Origin of the sequence: Arthrobacter sp. SD76 (assembly GCF_049726125.1) — a bacterium.
GTDB lineage: Bacteria > Actinomycetota > Actinomycetes > Actinomycetales > Micrococcaceae > Arthrobacter > Arthrobacter nitrophenolicus.
In genome coordinates this window covers 601,750-618,967 of record NZ_JBNBLR010000001.1, presented here as the reverse complement: position 1 = coordinate 618,967, position 17,218 = coordinate 601,750, and the positions used below count along the sequence as shown (strand labels likewise).

General features: G+C 68.0%; 11 protein-coding genes and 4 pseudogenes. 6 read left to right on the top strand and 9 right to left on the bottom strand.

The window, feature by feature from the left end; all coding sequences use genetic code 11:
• Positions 1 to 126: 126 nt before the first annotated feature.
• From ACPEE0_RS02940 to ACPEE0_RS02930, 3 genes are read right to left on the bottom strand one after another with little or no spacing between them, the layout of a single operon-like run.
• Positions 127 to 993 carry a metal ABC transporter permease gene (locus tag ACPEE0_RS02940; protein WP_009356656.1) on the bottom strand — a complete coding sequence of 289 codons (867 nt, stop codon included), beginning with the start codon at positions 991 to 993 and terminating at the stop codon, positions 127 to 129.
• The gene (locus ACPEE0_RS02935) at positions 993 to 1,769 is read right to left on the bottom strand and encodes a metal ABC transporter ATP-binding protein (protein ID WP_424573857.1); all 777 of its coding nucleotides are present in this window, start codon (positions 1,767 to 1,769) and stop codon (positions 993 to 995) included. Before ACPEE0_RS02935 ends, ACPEE0_RS02940 begins: the two co-directional genes overlap by 1 nt.
• Entirely contained in the window at positions 1,766 to 2,740 is a 975-nt protein-coding gene (locus tag ACPEE0_RS02930; protein ID WP_407710006.1) for a metal ABC transporter substrate-binding protein, read from the bottom strand. Before ACPEE0_RS02930 ends, ACPEE0_RS02935 begins: the two co-directional genes overlap by 4 nt.
• A gap of 71 nt (positions 2,741 to 2,811) precedes the next feature.
• Between ACPEE0_RS02930 and ACPEE0_RS02925 the strand changes: the two are divergent.
• The 4 genes and pseudogenes from ACPEE0_RS02925 to ACPEE0_RS02910 all read left to right on the top strand — a co-directional run bounded on the left by ACPEE0_RS02925 (position 2,812) and on the right by ACPEE0_RS02910 (position 6,776).
• Positions 2,812 to 3,575: pseudogene (locus tag ACPEE0_RS02925) on the top strand (lysostaphin resistance A-like protein).
• A gap of 102 nt (positions 3,576 to 3,677) precedes the next feature.
• Entirely contained in the window at positions 3,678 to 4,631 is a 954-nt protein-coding gene (locus ACPEE0_RS02920; RefSeq protein WP_407710008.1) for a 1,4-dihydroxy-2-naphthoyl-CoA synthase, read from the top strand.
• 14 nt (positions 4,632 to 4,645) lie between these two features.
• Positions 4,646 to 5,820 (top strand): annotated as a pseudogene (locus ACPEE0_RS02915) (AMP-binding protein).
• A 75-nt stretch (positions 5,821 to 5,895) separates the two neighbouring features.
• Positions 5,896 to 6,776 (top strand): annotated as a pseudogene (locus ACPEE0_RS02910) (1,4-dihydroxy-2-naphthoate polyprenyltransferase).
• On the opposite strand, the gene ACPEE0_RS02905 reads toward ACPEE0_RS02910, so the two are convergent.
• On the bottom strand, positions 6,773 to 7,093 hold the full coding sequence (locus ACPEE0_RS02905) for a DUF4229 domain-containing protein (protein ID WP_009356662.1): 321 nt from the start codon (positions 7,091 to 7,093) through the stop codon (positions 6,773 to 6,775). The pseudogene ACPEE0_RS02910 and the gene ACPEE0_RS02905 overlap by 4 nt on opposite strands.
• A 63-nt stretch (positions 7,094 to 7,156) precedes the next feature.
• Between ACPEE0_RS02905 and ACPEE0_RS02900 the strand changes: the two genes are divergently transcribed.
• On the top strand, positions 7,157 to 7,546 hold the full coding sequence (locus ACPEE0_RS02900) for a PLD nuclease N-terminal domain-containing protein (protein ID WP_009356663.1): 390 nt from the start codon (positions 7,157 to 7,159) through the stop codon (positions 7,544 to 7,546).
• A gap of 5 nt (positions 7,547 to 7,551) precedes the next feature.
• Positions 7,552 to 8,214 (top strand): hypothetical protein, encoded by a 663-nt coding sequence (locus tag ACPEE0_RS02895; protein WP_354175927.1) that lies wholly within the window; start codon positions 7,552 to 7,554, stop codon positions 8,212 to 8,214.
• Between the two features lie 51 nt (positions 8,215 to 8,265).
• Here the strand turns inward: ACPEE0_RS02895 and ACPEE0_RS02890 are convergent.
• The 5 genes and pseudogenes from ACPEE0_RS02890 to ACPEE0_RS02870 form a co-directional block, all read right to left on the bottom strand.
• Positions 8,266 to 9,764, bottom strand: a pseudogene (locus ACPEE0_RS02890) (dynamin family protein).
• Entirely contained in the window at positions 9,761 to 11,647 is a 1,887-nt protein-coding gene (locus ACPEE0_RS02885) for a dynamin family protein (protein WP_354175929.1), read from the bottom strand. Before ACPEE0_RS02885 ends, ACPEE0_RS02890 begins: the two are co-directional and overlap by 4 nt.
• 118 nt (positions 11,648 to 11,765) lie before the next feature.
• Entirely contained in the window at positions 11,766 to 12,935 is a 1,170-nt protein-coding gene (locus ACPEE0_RS02880) for an IniB N-terminal domain-containing protein (protein WP_424573856.1), read from the bottom strand.
• 162 nt (positions 12,936 to 13,097) lie between these two features.
• On the bottom strand, positions 13,098 to 15,167 hold the full coding sequence (locus tag ACPEE0_RS02875) for a LuxR C-terminal-related transcriptional regulator (RefSeq protein WP_424573855.1): 2,070 nt from the start codon (positions 15,165 to 15,167) through the stop codon (positions 13,098 to 13,100).
• A gap of 1 nt (position 15,168) precedes the next feature.
• The gene (locus ACPEE0_RS02870) at positions 15,169 to 17,205 is read right to left on the bottom strand and encodes an Hsp70 family protein (RefSeq protein ID WP_424573854.1); all 2,037 of its coding nucleotides are present in this window, start codon (positions 17,203 to 17,205) and stop codon (positions 15,169 to 15,171) included.
• Positions 17,206 to 17,218: the final 13 nt, after the last annotated feature.

Genomic DNA, 17,218 nt, shown 5'->3' with positions numbered 1-17,218 from the left:
CGCGTGCCGCCGTCGTAAGCCCTTTAGACGGTTCCCTGCACATCAGATGGCGGGAAACGTCGAGCCGGCAGGGAATCGTCGAAACGGCGAGACTAGCCAGCGGGCAAGCACCGCAGGACGCGGGAATCACACCGCCAGTGCAGCCGCTTTCCGGCGCCGGGCCTTAGCCAGCCGGGTCCCGATCAGGCCCTGCCGCGGGCTGAAAAGGTAGACGGCGCCGAACACCACGCCCTGGGTCAGCACCACCATGGCCCCGGACGCGGTGTCCAGGTAGTAGCTGATGTAGATGCCCGCCACGGAGCAGAGCGCCGAGATGGTGGGCGCGATGACCAGCATCCGGGAAAACCGGTCTGTCAGCAGGTAGGCGGTGGCGCCGGGGATGATGAGCATGGCCACCACCAGCACCACGCCCACGGTCTGCAGCGCCACCACTGACGTCAGCGCGAGCAGGCCGAGCAGCAGCGCGCCGAGCCGGCGGGGCGAGAGCCCGATGGCATGCGCGTGGGTGGGGTCGAAGGCGTACAGGGTGAGGTCGCGGCGCTTGAGGATGAGGATGGCGAAGGCCACCACGCCGAGCACCAGGACCTGGATGAGGTCCGGGATGCTGACACCGAGGAGGTTGCCGAAGATGATGTGGTTGAGGTCGGTCTGGCTGGGGGTGACCGAGATCAGCACCAGGCCCAGTGCGAACAGCGAGGAGAACACGATGCCGATTGCGGCGTCTTCCTTCACCCGGCTGGTGTTGCGGACCACCCCGATCAGGGTGACCGCCACCAGCGCGAACACCAGCGCACCCAGTGCAAACGGCGCACCCACGATGTAGGCGAGCACGACGCCGGGAAGCACCGCGTGCGAGACGGCGTCGCCCATGAGGGACCAGCCGATCAGGACCAGCCAGCAGCTGAGCACGGCGCAGACGACGGCGGCGAGCGCGGTGGTGATGATGGCCCGGACCATGAAGTCGTAGGACAGGGGTTCGAGGAGGAGTTCCATCAGGCGGTCCGTTCCTTCCGTGCATGCACGTCCTGCTCAGGCAGGTCGCGGTTCAGGACGTCCAGGCCGAAAGCCATTGCCAGGTTTTCCGGCTGCAGCACCTGCTCCGGCGGCCCGTGCATGAGCACCCGGTGCATCAGCAGCACGGCCTCGTCGCACAGCTGGGGCAGGGCGTGCAGGTCGTGGGTGGAGATCAGGATGGTGCAGCCATCAGACGCGAGCTCGCGAAGGAGCCGGGTGATGGTGGCCTCGGAGCGTTTGTCGACGCCCGCGAAGGGTTCGTCCAGGAGCATGGTGGTGGCCCCCTGCGCTATCCCGCGGGCCACAAACGCGCGTTTCTTCTGGCCGCCGGACAGCTGGCCGATCTGCCGCCCGGCGTACTCGCCCAGTTCCACCCGGTCCAGTGCCTCGTCGACGGCGGCGCGGTCGGCTTTGGACGCGCGGCGAGTGAAGCCCTGGTGCCCGTACCGGCCCATCATCACCACGTCGCGGACTGACAGCGGAAACTGCCAGTCCACGTCCTCGCTCTGCGGCACATACCCGATCCCGCCTTCCCGGCGGGCCCGCCCGGGGGACTGCCCGTTGATCCGGACCGTGCCGGCATCGGGCTTGATCATGCCCATGATCGCCTTGAACAGCGTGGACTTGCCGGAGCCGTTCATGCCCACCAGGCCGCAGATCCGGGCGGGATCCAGGGTGAGGGAGGCGGCATCGAGCGCCAGGACCTCGCCGTAGTGGACGGTCACGTTGTCAACGAGGATGGCGGGCGTGCTCATGACCCGGCTCCGGTGAGGGCCTTGGTGATGACGTCGGCGTCGTGCCTGATGAGGTCCAGGTAGGTGGGCACGGGACCGTCCGCTTCGGAGAGCGAGTCCACGTAGAGGGTGCCGCCGAACTTCGCGCCGGTGGCACCGACCACCTGCTGCATGGGGGCGTCCGAGACGGTGGATTCGCAGAACACCGCGGGAACGTTGTTGACCTTGACGTACTCGATGGCCCGGGTGATCTGCTGCGGGGTGGCCTGCTGCTCGGCGTTGACGGCCCAGATATAGAGCTCCTTCAGCCCGGCATCGCGGGCCAGGTAGGAGAAGGCGCCCTCGCAGGTGACCAGGGCGCGCTGCGCTTCCGGCACTCCGGCCAGGCGGGTGGTCATCTGGTCCTGCACGGCCTGGAGTTCGGCCTTGTAGGCGTCACCGTTGGCTTTGAAGGCCTCGGCGTTGTCCGGGTCCAGTTCCGAGAAGGCCTTCACCATGTTGTCCACGTAGACCTGGACGTTCAACGGCGACATCCACGCATGCGGGTTCGGTTTGCCCTGGTAGGCGTCCTCGCTGATGTTCATCGGTTCCACGCCCTCGCTGACCACGGCGTGCGGCACGTCCAGCCCCTCCACGAACTGGGCGAACCACGCTTCCAGGTTCAGCCCGTTGTCCAGGATGAGGTCGGCTTTGGACGCTTTCCGGATGTCCCCCGGAGTCGGCTCGTAGCCGTGGATCTCGGCGCCCGCCTTGGTGATGGATTCCACGGTGAGCTTGTCCCCCGCAACGTTCCGGGCGACGTCGGCCAGCACGGTGAAGGTGGTCAGGACCACCTTCTTGCCGTCGTCGCCGTTGCCGGCGGCGCCGCCTCCGCAGGCCGTGAGCAGGAGGGAAAGCACGACGGCGGCAAGCGCCGCGGCGCGAAGGCGGGTCCGCTGCTGGGCACTGGTCCGGGCGGCTACTTTGGCGCACCGAAACGTAAATTTAGGCATACCGAACATTTTACGCGAAGCGGGTTTGCGCGGGCAACGCAGCTTCGCCTTCCCCGGACTAGGCTGAAACCATGGCAACCGCCCACCGCATCCCGCCCGCTCCGCAGCCCCAGCTCTACCGGTTCACTCCCCTGGACTTCACCACGCTGGCCATGTACGTGGCCATCGCGGGGTTCTTTGCCGTGGCCGGTGAACTCCTGGCGCCCTTCCTGCGGCAGGTCGGCCCCAGCCCGGCGGCAGCGTCGTACGCGGTGAACCTGCTGTTCTACGGCTCCGTGGGGATCCTCGCGCTGCTCGCTGCCCGGAAGGTGGTGGCCCGGGACCTGCTGGTGCTCGGCACCCGGCCCTGGTTCACGCTGCTGATGATCCCCGCAGCGGTGATCGCCATGATGATCCTGACGGCCATCGTGGTGGCGGCCGGCGGCGACGTGCAGACCTCGGCGAACCAGGCAGGGCTGCAGGAGCTCATGCAGCAGGTGCCGGCCTGGCTGATGGTGCCGGTCATCGTGGTGGCCGGACCGTTCGTGGAGGAGTACATCTTCCGCCACCTGCTGATCGGCAAGCTCAGCAGGCGCGTTAACATCTGGATCTGCTGCGCACTGTCCGTGGTCCTGTTCGCCGCGCTGCACATCGTGGGCAGGAGGCGATCACCCTGACGGCGCTGCTGCCCTACCTGGCGATGGGCGCCACCCTGGTGTTCGTCTACGTCTGGACCGGGAAGAACCTGATGTTCTCCTACTTCGTCCACGCCGCCAAGAACCTGCTCGCCGTCGTCTTCATCTACGCCATCCCGCCGGAACTGTATGAACAGCTCCAGCAGGGAGTTCCGGCCTAGGCGCCGGTACTGACCGCCAGGACCGCGCTCCTGGCACCCCATTGCGGACCCGGCGGGCAACCGGGTTCTGCATCCGCCAGGCCTGATTACTAGACTTGGACGGTGAGCAACCAGATCCCTGCCCCGGTGTCCGACGTCTTCGATCCCACCCGCTGGCGCGTGGTGTCCGGTTTTGAGGACTTCCAGGACATGACCTACCACCGCCAGGTGGAGCGGGATTCCGACGGCGGCTGGGTGCGTGACCTGCCCACGGTCCGGATCGCTTTCAACCGGCCCGAGGTCCGCAACGCGTTCCGGCCCGGCACCGTCGATGAGCTCTACCGGGCCATGGACCACGCACGGATGACCCCGGACGTGGCCACCGTGCTGCTCACCGGCAACGGCCCCTCCCCCAAGGACGGCGGCCACTCGTTCTGCTCCGGCGGGGACCAGCGGATCAGGGGCCGGGACGGTTATAGATACGCCGACGGCGAGACCCAGGAAACCATCGACCCCGCCAGGGCCGGCCGGCTCCACATCCTGGAAGTCCAGCGGCTGATGCGGACCATGCCCAAGGTGGTCATCGCCGTCGTCAACGGCTGGGCTGCCGGCGGCGGGCACTCGCTGCACGTGGTGGCTGACCTCACCATCGCGTCGCGCCAGCACGGCAAGTTCAAGCAGACCGACGCCACCGTGGGAAGCTTCGACGCCGGCTACGGCTCGGCGCTGCTGGCCCGCCAGATCGGGCAGAAGGCTGCCCGGGAGATCTTCTTCCTGGCCCGCGAATATTCCGCTGAGGACATGGTCCGGATGGGCGCCGTGAACGAGGCCGTGGACCACGAACGCCTCGAGGAGGTGGCCCTGGAGTACGCCGCGGACATCGCCCGCCAATCGCCGCAGGCCATCCGGATGCTGAAGTTCGCCTTCAACCTTGCCGACGACGGCCTGGCCGGCCAGCAGGTCTTCGCCGGTGAAGCCACCCGGCTGGCCTACATGACGGACGAGGCGGTGGAGGGCAAGGAAGCCTTCCTGCAAAAACGCGACCCCGACTGGTCCTCCTTCCCGCACTACTTCTAAGGCAGGAGCGGCACATGAACGCGCTCAGCATTGAGCCGGCCCTGAAGGCCCTCGCGGCCGCCCTCCATGGCGAGGGCCCCGCCGTCGAACTTTCCCTCGCCGGGACGGCTCCCTGGTGGTCGGCCACATTGAAACGCCCGGCTGCGACGATGCCGTGGCCGTGGTCCGCACCTCCGGATCCACCGGAACGCCCAAGGCCACGGTCCTCACCGTGGAATCCCTTGCCGCATCCTCCATGGCCACGGCACTGGCGCTGAAGGGGGAAGGGCAGTGGCTGCTGGCCCTCCCGGTGCAGTACGTGGCAGGCATCCAGGTCCTGGTACGGTCGCTGTTCGCCGGCACGCGCCCGTGGGTCATGGACATGTCCGGCGGGTTCACGCCGGAGGCTTTCACCGCCGCGGCACAGGAACTGACGGACAAGATCCGCTTCACCTCACTGGTCCCCACCCAGCTGCAGCGGCTCCTTAATGACCCGTCAGCCGAAACCCTCGCGGTGCTCCGCCGGTTCAACGCCGTCCTCCTGGGCGGGGCCCCGGCGCCCGACTCGCTGCTGGACGCTGCCCGGGACGCCGGCGTGCGCGTTGTCACCACCTACGGCTCCGCGGAATCCTCCGGCGGCTGCATCTACAACGGCTACCCCTTGGAAGGCGTCTCGGTCCGGGTGGACGGGGACGGCCGGATCCTGCTGGGCGGCGACACCATCGCCGCCGGCTACCTCGAGGCCCCGGACAGGAGTCCGGCACGTTCTTCGAAGAGGACGGCGTGCGCTGGTACCGCACCAATGACCTCGGCAGCATCGACGACGACGGCCGGCTCACCGTGCTGGGCAGGATGGACGACGTGATCATCACCGGCGGCGTGAAAGTGTCCGCGCTGCACGTGCAGGAGGAACTGGAAAAGTCCGACGGCGTGACGGCCGCGTTCGTGGCCGGCGTCCCTTCCGCAGAGTCGGGGCCAGGCCGTGGCCGCGTATGTTGCGCTGGCGGGCGACGCTGCCGCCCCGGGCGCCGCCGGCTCCGCCGCACCGGGGGAACACGCCGTCGTGCTTGAACAGGAATGGCACCGCAGGCTGGGGGTGCTGGCGCCCAAAACGGTCCTGGCCGCCTCCGCCCTGAGGATGCTGCCCAACGGCAAGCCCGACCGGCTGGCCATGACCGCCGAACTCAGCGCCCTGCACCAGGGAAAGTAGAGTGGACCTGCACCAAAGCGGCGAGCGCGTGCTTTCCGCCCCGCCGGTCTCCCGATTCAATACGAGGTACTAAACGTGGCCACAGCCGCACAATGGATCCAAGGCGCGCGACTGCGAACCCTGCCTGCCGCGATAGCGCCGGTACTCATCGGTTCCGCCGCAGCCTACGAGATGGATTCGTTCCTCCTGTTCAACGCCATCCTCGCCGCGCTGGTGGCCCTGCTGCTGCAGGTGGGCGTGAACTTCGCCAACGACTACTCCGACGGCATCCGCGGGACGGACGATGACCGGGTGGGCCCGCTGCGGCTGGTCGGCTCCGGCGCGGCCAAGCCGGAGCACGTCAAGCGCGCCGCGTTCGGGACCTTTGCCGCGGCGATGGTGTTCGGGCTGGTGCTGGTGGTCATCACCCAGAGCTGGTGGCTGATCCTGGTGGGCCTGGGCTGCGTCATGGCTGCCTGGGGCTACACGGGCGGCAAGAACCCCTACGGCTACATGGGCCTGGGCGACGTGTTCGTGTTCGTGTTCTTCGGCCTGGTGGCCACGCTCGGCACCACCTACACCCAGGCGGGGCAGATCAACCTGCCCGCCATCATCGGCGCCATCGGCACCGGGCTCATCGCCACCGCCCTGCTGATGGCCAACAACGTCCGGGACATCCCCACTGACATGCAGGTGGGAAGAAGACCCTGGCCGTGCGGCTGGGCGACAAGCATGCCCGGGAAAGCTACGTGCTGATGCTGGCCGTGGCCATCCTGTTGGTGGTCATCCTGGCTCCGGCGCGGCCATGGATGCTGATTGTGCTGCTGCTGATCCCGGCCTGCCTGATGCCGTCCTGGCTGATGATCAACGGCCGCAAGCGCAAGAGCCTGATCCCGGTGCTGAAGCAGACCGGCCTCATCAACCTCGGCTATAGCCTGCTGTTCTCACTGGGCCTGGTACTCAGCCACGGGTTCTAGCCCTGGCTGCGGGGCTTGTGGTCCTTGGCGTCATTGCTGATGGCAATGTCCGGGTTGGCGTCCAGGAGCGCGTCCTCGGCGTTGGCGTCCTGGACTTCACTGGCCGAACGGAGCGGCTTGGCCTTGCCGGAGAACCGCCGCTGCAGGGCGGCGGCAGCCTCATCACGCTGCTTCTGGAAGAACAGGTAGCTGACGGCGAAGGCGATCAGGGCGGCACAGATCACGGACATCAGGGCACCCAGCTGCAGGAGCGTGAAGAGCACGAACAGCGGTGCGAAGAGGGCGAGTCGGATCAGGGAATATTTCAAAAAGGCCACATTCAAGTTTAGCCGTCTCCCGCCCGGGCTCCCCGCGGCCCTGCGGGCGATAGACTTGGAGGCATGCTCCTCCGTGTGGCTTTGGCCGTGGCAGTCCTCGTCATCTTCGTGTATGGCCTCGTGGACGTGATCCGCACGGATGGCCGGCTCACGCGTGGAATCTCCAAACCCGCATGGATCGTGGTGATGATCGTCCTTCCCGTCCTGGGCGCCATCCTCTGGCTGCTCATCGGGCGTCCGCGCGGGTCTGCCCCGCAGCAGCAGAACTACCGCCACCCCACCGCCCCGGACGATGATCCCGATTTCCTTCGCAACCTTGAGGTCCGCCGCCGCAACGAGGCCGAGGCTGCCCGGCTGAAGAAGCTCAAGGACGAGCTGGATGCCAAGGCGAAGGACGACGGCGGCAAGGACAAACACGAAACCGACGAACGCGATACCGACGGACGGAAGTAGGACCTATGGCTCGCCAATCTGACGGAGAAGAACGGCCCGGGATCAACACATCCGGGACCGCTTATCCGCCAGAAGGGCCAGCCACTCCACCGTCCGCTGCACCCGCCGGCCAGCCCCCGGCACCGCCTCCCACTCCCCATGCGCCGCCGCCGCGGCCGGGGCTGTCCTATTCCGCGCCTGCTCCGATCGCCGTCATCCCGCCGGCCCCGGGCACCATCAGGCATGGCCGCACGCTGTGGCTTGCCAGTTTCCTGGCGGGCCTCGCCGTCCTGGTGGGCTCGTTCCTCACCCGCGACGGGCACCTGGAACGGCTGCGCGGAGTGGTGGAGCAGATGGCGCCGGGCGGTGACGCCGAGGCCGTCACCACCGCTACCGGGATCGTTTTTTGGGGAAGCGGAGGAGCCCTGCTGCTGGCGATCCTCCTTGAGGCGGCCATGCTGGGCGTGGTGCTGGGCCGGCAGGGCTGGGCCAGGTGGGCCCTGATCCCGCTGCTCGCCGGCCACGCGCTGGTGATGATCGTGGCCGTCGCGTTCCTCGTTCCCGACGGCGACGGCGCCAGCTACGTGCTGCTCCTCTGGGGCGCCGAACTGCTCCTGGCACTGGCCGGGCTGGTGATGTTCTTCCTGCCCTCGGCGAACGCCTGGCTGAAGTCGAGCCGCGCCGGCTGACCGCCGGCCGCTCAGGCGGACGGCCGCCCGCTCAGGTGGACCGCTGCCCGCTCAGGCGGAGGGCCGGAGCCGCTGGCGCTGCAGGGCCGATGCTTCCGCCAGCACTCCTTCACAGCTGCGGATGACAACCCTGCAGGCCTCCAGCGCGGCACGGTCCGTCAGCGGGTTCTCGGCCACCGAGCGCCACCGGAGCAGGAACCGGCGGGCCTCGTCCGCCAGGTCGTCCGGGCTGGCGTCCTCGCCCAGCCCCAGCCGGACGTGTGGCGCGGCGCCCCACCCCCCGATCAGGCTTTCCGCCTCCGCTGCCAGTTCCGGGCGGAGGGGCACTCCCGTGGTCCGCAGCGTGGCAAGCAGCCGCAGTTCCCGGAATTCGTGGGCATTGGCCTGCAGGCGTTCCAGCGCTGCAGCCAGCTGTCCGGCGTCCGGGCGGGGTGAAGAGCGCAGCAGGGACTCCACCCCCACCAGGGCGGTCCGGGCCTTCAACGCCTCCGCGCGCGCCTGGAACTGCCGGTTGAGCAGCTCCAGCAGCGGATCCAGGCCGCTGCGCCGGGCGAGTTCGTGGGCCAGCGGGGTGGGTTCGTCGAACCCGTTGCGGAGCAGGACCACTGCCAGCCGGATGCCGAACAGGCCGTACCTGGACAGCAGGGACGCCCGGGCCTCCGGTGTCAGGCCGTCCGGTCCGACGGACCTGGCGAACCTGTCGGCAGAGAGCAGCATCTTTTCGCGGTCGGCACGCTCCAGGCCGGCCAGCAGCTGCAGGGCGGCAAAGTCCTGCTGGCGCATGGTGCGGGCGCTCTGGGCAAGGAGGCCGGCCACCGGGACAACGCCCAGGGCCAGCTTCCGCAGGTTGTGGTCCCGCCGGTAGCGCTCGGCGATTTCCCCGGCCGAGAGCAGCGAATCGATGCGCCCTGCGCCTACTTCATCCGCGCGGGACAGGACCGCGAGCGCATTGACGGTGCCGGAGCGGCCTGCCTCGGTGTCGCGGAAGGATTCGAGGAACCGGAGGTCGGAGGCGTGCATGTGGCGCATCAGGTAGATGATGGCGTCCGCTTCCGACGGCGTGTCCCCCGGGTCAGGAAGCTCGTGGACCGGGCAGACACGTCCTCGGAAAGGGAGGCGATGCCCGGAGTGTCGATCAGGGTCATGCTCCGCAGCGTGGGCGACGGCCACTCCACGTCCAGCCGTTCCACATCCTTAGCCTGCACGTCTCCGAGGACGAACACCAGGCGGCCGTCCACGCGCTTGAGCGGCAGGATGCGGGGTTCCCCATCCCGGGGGTGGAGGGTGATGCGGGGCGTGTGGCCGTACCGGTACCACGTGACGATCCGGGTGCACTCGCCCGTGTCCGTGGGCGCGATTTCCTCGCCGATGATGGCGTTCAGGAGCGTGGACTTGCCCGCCTTCACCATGCCGGCGATGGCTATGCGCAGGGGCTCCGCCAGCCTGCGGGCGTAGTTGTGCAGCGCCCCGGCCGCCACCGGGTCATCATCGTAGACTTTCAGGGCCTCCTGGACCAGGCCGGCAGCTCCGTCGATGGTTGAACCGGTCATACTGCGCCAACAGACGTGAGTTTCTGGACTCCTGCCACTTCGGCGGCCACCACCTCGGCCGCCCGGTGGAGGGCATCCACCTTCTTGAGTTCGGCCTTGATGTCCCTGATGCGGACGTCCTTCTCCAGCGCGTAGGTGGTGGCAGCCTTCTGCGCCGCGCTCACGGAATCGGTCAGGGAGCGGTGGTGTTCTTCGGCGATCTCGGTGAAGTGGTCGCGGATGGACCGCTGCACCAGCCGAAGCCGGTCCTTGAGCTGCTTGCCCACCTGGAAGGTGACGTCGTCGATCTGCCGCCTGACCAGCGCCTTCGCTTCGCCCTGCCGTCGCTTGAGCCGCGCTTCCTTGTCCTCCCGGTACGCTTTGCGGCCCAGCAGCAGGCCGGCGCCAACGGAGAGCGGATTGATCAGGGCCATCCCGAAGATGCCGGTCAGGAGGCCGAACATCAGCACGCCGCCGTAGGAGCCGCGCATGCCGATCAGCACTTTTTGCATCGGGTTGATGCGGCCGTCCTCCATGTCCGGCATCGCGTCCACGGGATCCAGGGCATCGCCTGAGTCGGACACACGCATGACCGGCAGCGACACTTCCTCGGCGGCGAAGTGCTCGGCAACCTGTGCTGCCAGCCACTGGGCCCGCTCGCTGGTCCAGACAAAGGTGTCTGAAATGGCGGCGGCGGCGCATTCCTCCAGCCACCTGGAAAACTCGTTCCAGCTCGGCCCCGGGTCCCCCTGGTCGATGGCAGCCTCTGCTTCCCGCTGGATGCGGCGGAGCCGGTCCCTCAGGTCGTATTCCATGTCCGCGATGAGGTCGCTGATGCCGTCATTGAGGGTGATCTGCCAGCGCGCCGAGCGTTTGCGGAGTTCGTCCGCCTCGGTCCTGGCCAGTTCCAGTTCGGCGATCATCCGGGGCGTGCCCTCGGGGTTTTCGAGTGCTTCAAGCTCCGACTGCAGTGAGAGCCGCAGGTTTTCCGTCACGGAGAGCAGGTCCTGGCTGACGGAACGGCGCTGCAGGCGCTGGGCCTTGCCCACAATCTCGTTCCGGAGGTGCGTGATGAGGACGGGAAAGCCGGATTCGGTGTTCAGCTCGCTGTCCTGCAGCCGCGCGGCCTCCAGCCGCAGGTCCGAGGACACTGGAAACAACGGGATATCCGGGGCCACCCTGGCCAGATGGGCCCGGTCCGTTTCCTCCACCCGCCGCCAGTCCGGGTAGAGATCCGTCTTGGACAGGACACCCACAACGCTGGGGGTGATCCGCATCGCCTGGCGGAGGAAGCGCAGCTCAGGTTCGGTGTACTCCTGGGACGCATCGGACACCAGGAGCATGGCATCGGCGGTGGGCAATGCGGTCAGGGTTGTGAGGGTGTGGGAAGAGCCCATCCCGCCGACGCCTGGAGAGTCAATGACGGTGAGTCCGCCGGTCAGGATCTTGCGGGGCAGGCAGACCTCCGCGGCCACGAGCTTCTTGCTGTTTCCCGGGTTGCCCTGCTCGGAGACATACGCCGGCAGGTCTGCGAGCGGGATCGGCTGCCGTTCCATGCTGGCCTCGTCAGCACCGTCGTTGTCGGCCTTGGGTACCAGGATGGAGGCCGATGCAGGGTCGCCGTACCGGACCACGGTGGGGACGGAGGTGGCAATATCATCGTCCACGGGACAAGCGGGGGCATTGACCAGTGCATTGATGAGTTTGCTCTTGCCCTGCTTGAACTCGCCCACAACGATGACGCGGATGCTCGGGTCCTTGAGCCTGCCCAGGGTCTGGTCCAGGCGCTTCCGGAGGTCCGCCCGGTCACCGGTGCCGACCAGTTGGAGGCCGTGCTCCACCAGTTTAATGAGCTGCGCCGCCGTCGCCGGGGTAGTGGGTTTTGCCGGTCCTGCTTCTGCCACAGCGTGTCCTTTTCCTCGAGCCCCGATTTGGAATGTGGGATGGGGTGGGAAGAGCCCGGCAGGTGTTCTGGGTTCACCTGCCGGGCTGCATCCCGCGTTTTTGCTACAGCGTTGCCTCCTAGAGCGTTACGTCGTCTCCTGCCACGTTCACGTCCTCGACGTCGATGTCAGTGTCGATCTCGGTGGTGTTGGTGGTCTCCTCCGAGTAGCTGAGTTCGTTGTCGGCGACAATGATGTTGTCCTCAAGGACCGCAGTCTGCGAGTTGTCCTGGAAGGAGTCCTCGACCTCGACGTCAACATCGGTGGAGTTGTCCTGGAACGAGTCCTCGATATCCACCTCGGTGGTGTTGGTTTCCGTGGTGGAGTTGTCGTTGAAGGAATCCTCCAGCTCCACGTCGATGTCGGTGTTGGTGGAGTGGTCCTCGTTGAAGGAGTCCTCGACCTCTACGCTCTCGTCGTTGAAGGAATCGTCGATGTCAACCGAGTTGTCCGTGGAGTTATCGGAGTTGTCGGAGTTGTCGTTGTACGAGTCCTCCGTCGAGTCGTTGTAGGAGTCGTTCGTGGAGTGGTCGGAGTTGTCCGAGTTGTCGTTGAACGAGTCGTCAACATCGACGTCCAGGTCGGTGTTGAAGGAGTCGTCGATGTCCGTCTCCTCGTTGCCGATGTTGACGTCGCCGCCGGCGTGGATCGAGTTGTCCGTGGAGTTGTCGGTCGAGTTGTCCGTGTTGTAGGAATCCTCGATGTTGTTCGAATCCTTCACGTAGGCGTCGTCGCCGGCAGCAACGGCGCGGTCGCCGGAGGCGATGACGGAATCGTTGTCGAACCACTGCTTGACGTCGCCGTCGGCCCAGATGTTCTGGTTGACGGACTGGTCAACAATGTTGTCCCGGTCATCCACGGTTGAGGTGTACGAGTAGTTGTTCACCACGTGGTGCAGCTGCTGGACAGCGTGTGCGTGGTCGTCGCCGCCGTGGTTGCCGCCGCCACCGTGCCCGCCGCCGTGTCCACCGCCACCGTGGTTGCCGCCGCCGCCGTGGTTGCCGCCGTCGTTGTGGCCGGTCCAGGAGGTGTTTCCGCCGGTGTTGTAATCGCGGTCGAACCGGGAGTTGACCGTAATGGGTGCGTAGTCCAGGACCACCGGCATCGCGGCGTCAACATCTGCCGAGCAAACATGGCCCAGGCCATGGTCTTCCAGGACCTTCTCCGGATCATCCAGGAAGTCCTGCGCGGCCTGGCGGTCGCCGAAGAGGTGCATCAGGAACTGTACGAGGTCGTTTGCGAGTGTCATTTGATGGTCCCTGGTTTCTCTGAGTTGAGGTTCGCCTGGCGTCGTTGCCGGGCTTGGATCAAACGTATGGTCCGGGTACAGGACCGGGCATCCGGCTGTTTCCCCCTCCCGGCGGTCCCCGGCTGGGGAACCGCCGCAGCCCCCGTTAGGGGCATTAGGGGCTTACTCCAGAGGGGGATTCTCCGAGTTCAGGGCAACGCGCAGCCGGGCCAGCAGGTCTGACCGGTTCTCCGCTCCCAGGCGCCGGCGCATGCGGGCAATATGGTGTTCGGCCGTGCGCGGGGAGATGTAGATCGCTTCACCGATCTCCCGGTAAGTCTTGCCCTCGAGCACCAGCCGGGCCACTTCCTTTTCCCGTTCGCTGAGCCCAGTCCCGTCCGGATGCATCCCGTTGCCCGTCTCGGCAGGGCCGGTACCGGAATCCACCGAACCGGGAGCGCCGCCGCCGTTGGAACTGCCCTGCGGGTGAAGGTCGCGGGCGCAGGACAGCAGCCGCACCATGTCCCTGCGGTCGTCGGCTTTCGCGGCGGCGTGCCCGGCCAGCCGGGCACCTTCCCAGGGCATTCCCACCCTGCCCAGGCTCCGGGCTGCCGCCTCAACCTCGGCGGGACTGAACCTGTTGGCCAGCACGGACACCCATGCCTTGCCGGCGGTGGCAAGCACTGCCGCCAGATGGCTGTGGTTCGCCGCCCGGGCCAATGCTGCCGCGTGGGGGGCCAGGTCCGAGGGGCTCTCACTGAGCATGGCCGCCTGGACGGCAGCCCAGTGGAACGGCACTGCCCACAGGGGCGGATCACCCAGTCGGCCGAGCAGCCGGTTCGCCTCGTCGAAATAATGCACCACCCGGCGGGTTTCCCGGATCCGGGCAGCGGCGATCATCAGTTCGCCCCACGGCAGCAGGCTGTAAAGATCCACGGATGTGTGCAGCATCGCCTCGCGTGCCCGTTCCCAGGCCTTGAGGAGCTCGGGAACGTCGCCGTTGCGGCGTGCGAGGCCAACTTCCAGTGCCGAGCACAGGAATTCGTCCCGCGGCACCAGCGGCCAGTGGTTCGTTTTGGAGGCCTCGTTGATGGCGAGCCGGGCGTCCTCGAGTTTGTCCTGCATCATCGCCGACCAGGCCTGCAGCAGGAAGAGCCGGGGCTTGGCCGCGTTGCCGCCCTGGCCCGCCGCAGCCGCGGAGCGGCAGACGGTTTCGGCGAGGTGTGGCTCGCCGCTGTGCATGGCCACCAGTGCGGCCAGCGCGGCGGGTGTCTCCGGCATGGGAAGCGCCGTGCCGGCTGCGTTGAGCATGTCCGAGGCATGGATCAGGAGGGGAAGTCCCTGGTGCGGATCAGCCGCCAGGGACTCCAGGAGGCCCTTGCCGGTCTGGGCCAGCGTGGTTGCCAGGAGCGTGGGCGAGGCCGGCGGCGCGTCCGCACGGAACAATGCCTCGGCACCGGCACGGTTGCCGCAGCCGAGCAGTGCGACGGCGGCGAGGGGCGCCGATTGCCCCACCCGGGAGGCACCCAGCCAGCTGTAGATATCGGCGCCACGGGCCAGCATCCCGCGCTGGGCCCAGACGGCGGCGGCGACATCGGCGCCACGGCGCACATCCGGTGGGTCCTCCTCGACCAGGAGGGTGTCGATAATCCGGGTGGCGGTGTCCAGGTCGCCGTCGCCCGCTGCGGCCTGGGCCCGCCTGGCCGCGGTGGCAATCTCGTCGGCCCCTGCCAGCAGCGCTTCACCGTACAGCTGGTATGCCAGTCCTGGATCGTGGTCCAAGGCCTTGTTGGCGGCGTGCTCCAACTCCAGTGCCACCCGGGTATCGGCAAGGCCGCCCCGGGCCAGTTCCCGCGCCACCTCACCCAGCGGCTGCCCGGCAGCGGCGTAGGCGGAAACCAGTTCGCGCTGGAGCGCGTGGACTTTCGCGGTGGGAGCGACCGTCAGCAACGCGTGCTGCGCCGGTCCCACAACAGTGCCCTCGGCTGTGAGCAGGCCTGCGGACTCGGCCCGTTGCACCAGGACGTCCAGGCTGTCCACCTCGCCGCCGTCGATCCTGCGCTGCAGGGCGGCCGGCAGCGGCCCCGGCAGGGTAAAGCCAACGGACAACGCCAGCAGCAGCTCCCGCACGGCCGCGGTCTCGCCCTTGAGCTGCCTGGCCATCTGTTCCGCGGCGTGGGCCGGCTGTCCCTGGTGGTTCGGCTCCGCAGGAAGGTAGGCCGGTTCTTCGACTCCAGTGTGATCGCCCATCATGCTAGGCCACCGGTTCCGTGCTTGTGGCCGGCTCTGACGGAGCGGGCTCGGAGGGCGGTGGTGGGGCAACTGTTTCAGAAGGCGTCGGCTCGACGGGCACCGGATCCACCGGAGTGGGCTCCGGCGTCGGCTCCACGGGCACCGGATCCACCGGTGTGGGGTCAGGCGTCGGCTCGACCGGTGTCGGTTCCACCGGAGTGGGGTCAGGCGTCGGCTCGACAGGCGTCGGATCCGGCGTTGGGTCCACGATCACGGGCGGGGTGGTGGTGCCGGGCGCGGTCGGCTCTGTTGTGCCTGGCGCCGGTTCATTCGTCCCCGAACCTGTCGTTGGGGTGCCGGTGGGCTCGGTGGTGCCGCCCGGCGTCGTGCTTCCGGTCCCGGAGCCGGTGCCAGCAGCGGCGGCAGTGGTGCCGGCCTCGGAGCCCGCGGCGCTTCCAGTGGAGGATGCGCTCTTCTCGGCGGTGGCGCTGGCCGACGGACGGCTGGTTGGTGATGCCTCGACGTCGAGGCCGGCACTTTGCGAGGGTGCCGGCTTCTTTACTCCCGCCTCAATGCCCGCCAGTGGTTCCGCAGCATCGCCGGCGGCCCCCGCAGCGGCTCCCCCGGTTCCGACACCGGCGCCGGACCCGCCGTCGGATTTCGCCCCGGGTGCGGCTTCTGCGCCTGGCTGGAAGACGGATGCCAGACTGTTCAGTCCCTCCGGGCTTTGGGCGGCGGTGGCCGTCAGGACGGTGAGCATGGCGGCGGCGGCCGCGATGGCGGTCAGCCGTACGGTCGGTTTCGGAGCATGCGCCCCGCCATGGTGTCCGTGCCCGGGACCGTGGGCGGCAGCGGCACCCGCCGCCGGACCCTTCCGGGACCAACTTGCTGGCCGAACGGGCATATGGCCGCCTTCGGCGGCAGGATCCGCAGCAGCGGCTTCGGCGTCCTGCTCCGCGGCCGCGGGAGCAGCCTCGGGCTGCGCGAGCACGGCGGACACGGCGGCCCCGAGGCAGATGGAGGATTTGGGATCGGCATCGACGGCGATGGGCCGGTCAAGCTGTTCGGAGATCAGCTGCGCCACCAGCGGGATCCGGGAGGAACCGCCGATCAGCAGGACGGCGGTGAGGTCTGCAGGTTCAAGCTCCAGCTGCGCCAGTGACTGCTCCAGGGCATCCACGGTATCGCGGACCGGTTCCTCGATCAGGGCCTCGAACTCGGAGCGGACCAGGCGGACCTGCTGCTGGTGGCCGGGCAGGAGCACGGAGATGCTGGCCTCACTGTCCGAGGAGAGGGCTTCCTTGGCTTCCACGCATTCGCGCCGCAGCCGGGCAAGCGCCGCGAGCACGTTGGGATCGTCGGTGTCGAGTCCGGCCAGGGTTTCGCCGGTGTTCGCGGCCACGAAGCGGAACACAGCGGCGTCGAAGTCGGCACCGCCCAGGTCCTCAATGCCTTCCGGCCGTCCCAGCACCTCGAACCGGTTGCTGCCGGTCTTGCGGAGGACGGCGGTATCGAAGGTCCCGCCGCCGAGGTCGTAGACGGCCACCGTGCTGCCGTCCTCCACCCGCACCTGCGAGGCGTAATGCAGCGCAGCCGCCTCTGGCTCGGTCAGCAGGGTGACGTTTGGCAGGCCGTGGGCGGCAAGGGCGTCCCGGACCACCGACGTGCGGTGGCTGCCCCAGGCGGCGGGGTGGGTCAGGATGGTTTCCGACGGCGGTTCCCCCTCCCGCTCCGCTGCGCGGTCCGCCACCCAGCGGGCCATGGTGGCGAAGACGTCTTCGGGCGGCAGGGACAATGTGCCCACGGAGATCGGCACGGAATCGCCGATCCGGCGCTTGAACTCCCGCACCACCCGGCCGGGGGAATCGAGGCCCCGGCGCTCGGCGGCCTCGCCCACCAGGATGGGGCCCTCCTCCGGGTAGTACACCACGGATGGCACGGCAGAGCCGCGAAGACCCAGCGGAAGGCACTCCGGAACGGGCTTGATCCCCTGCTGAAAACGGACAACGGCGGCTGCCGTGAAACTGGTCCCGACATCAATGGCGAGAACGTAGCTCATGGGGTACCTCAGG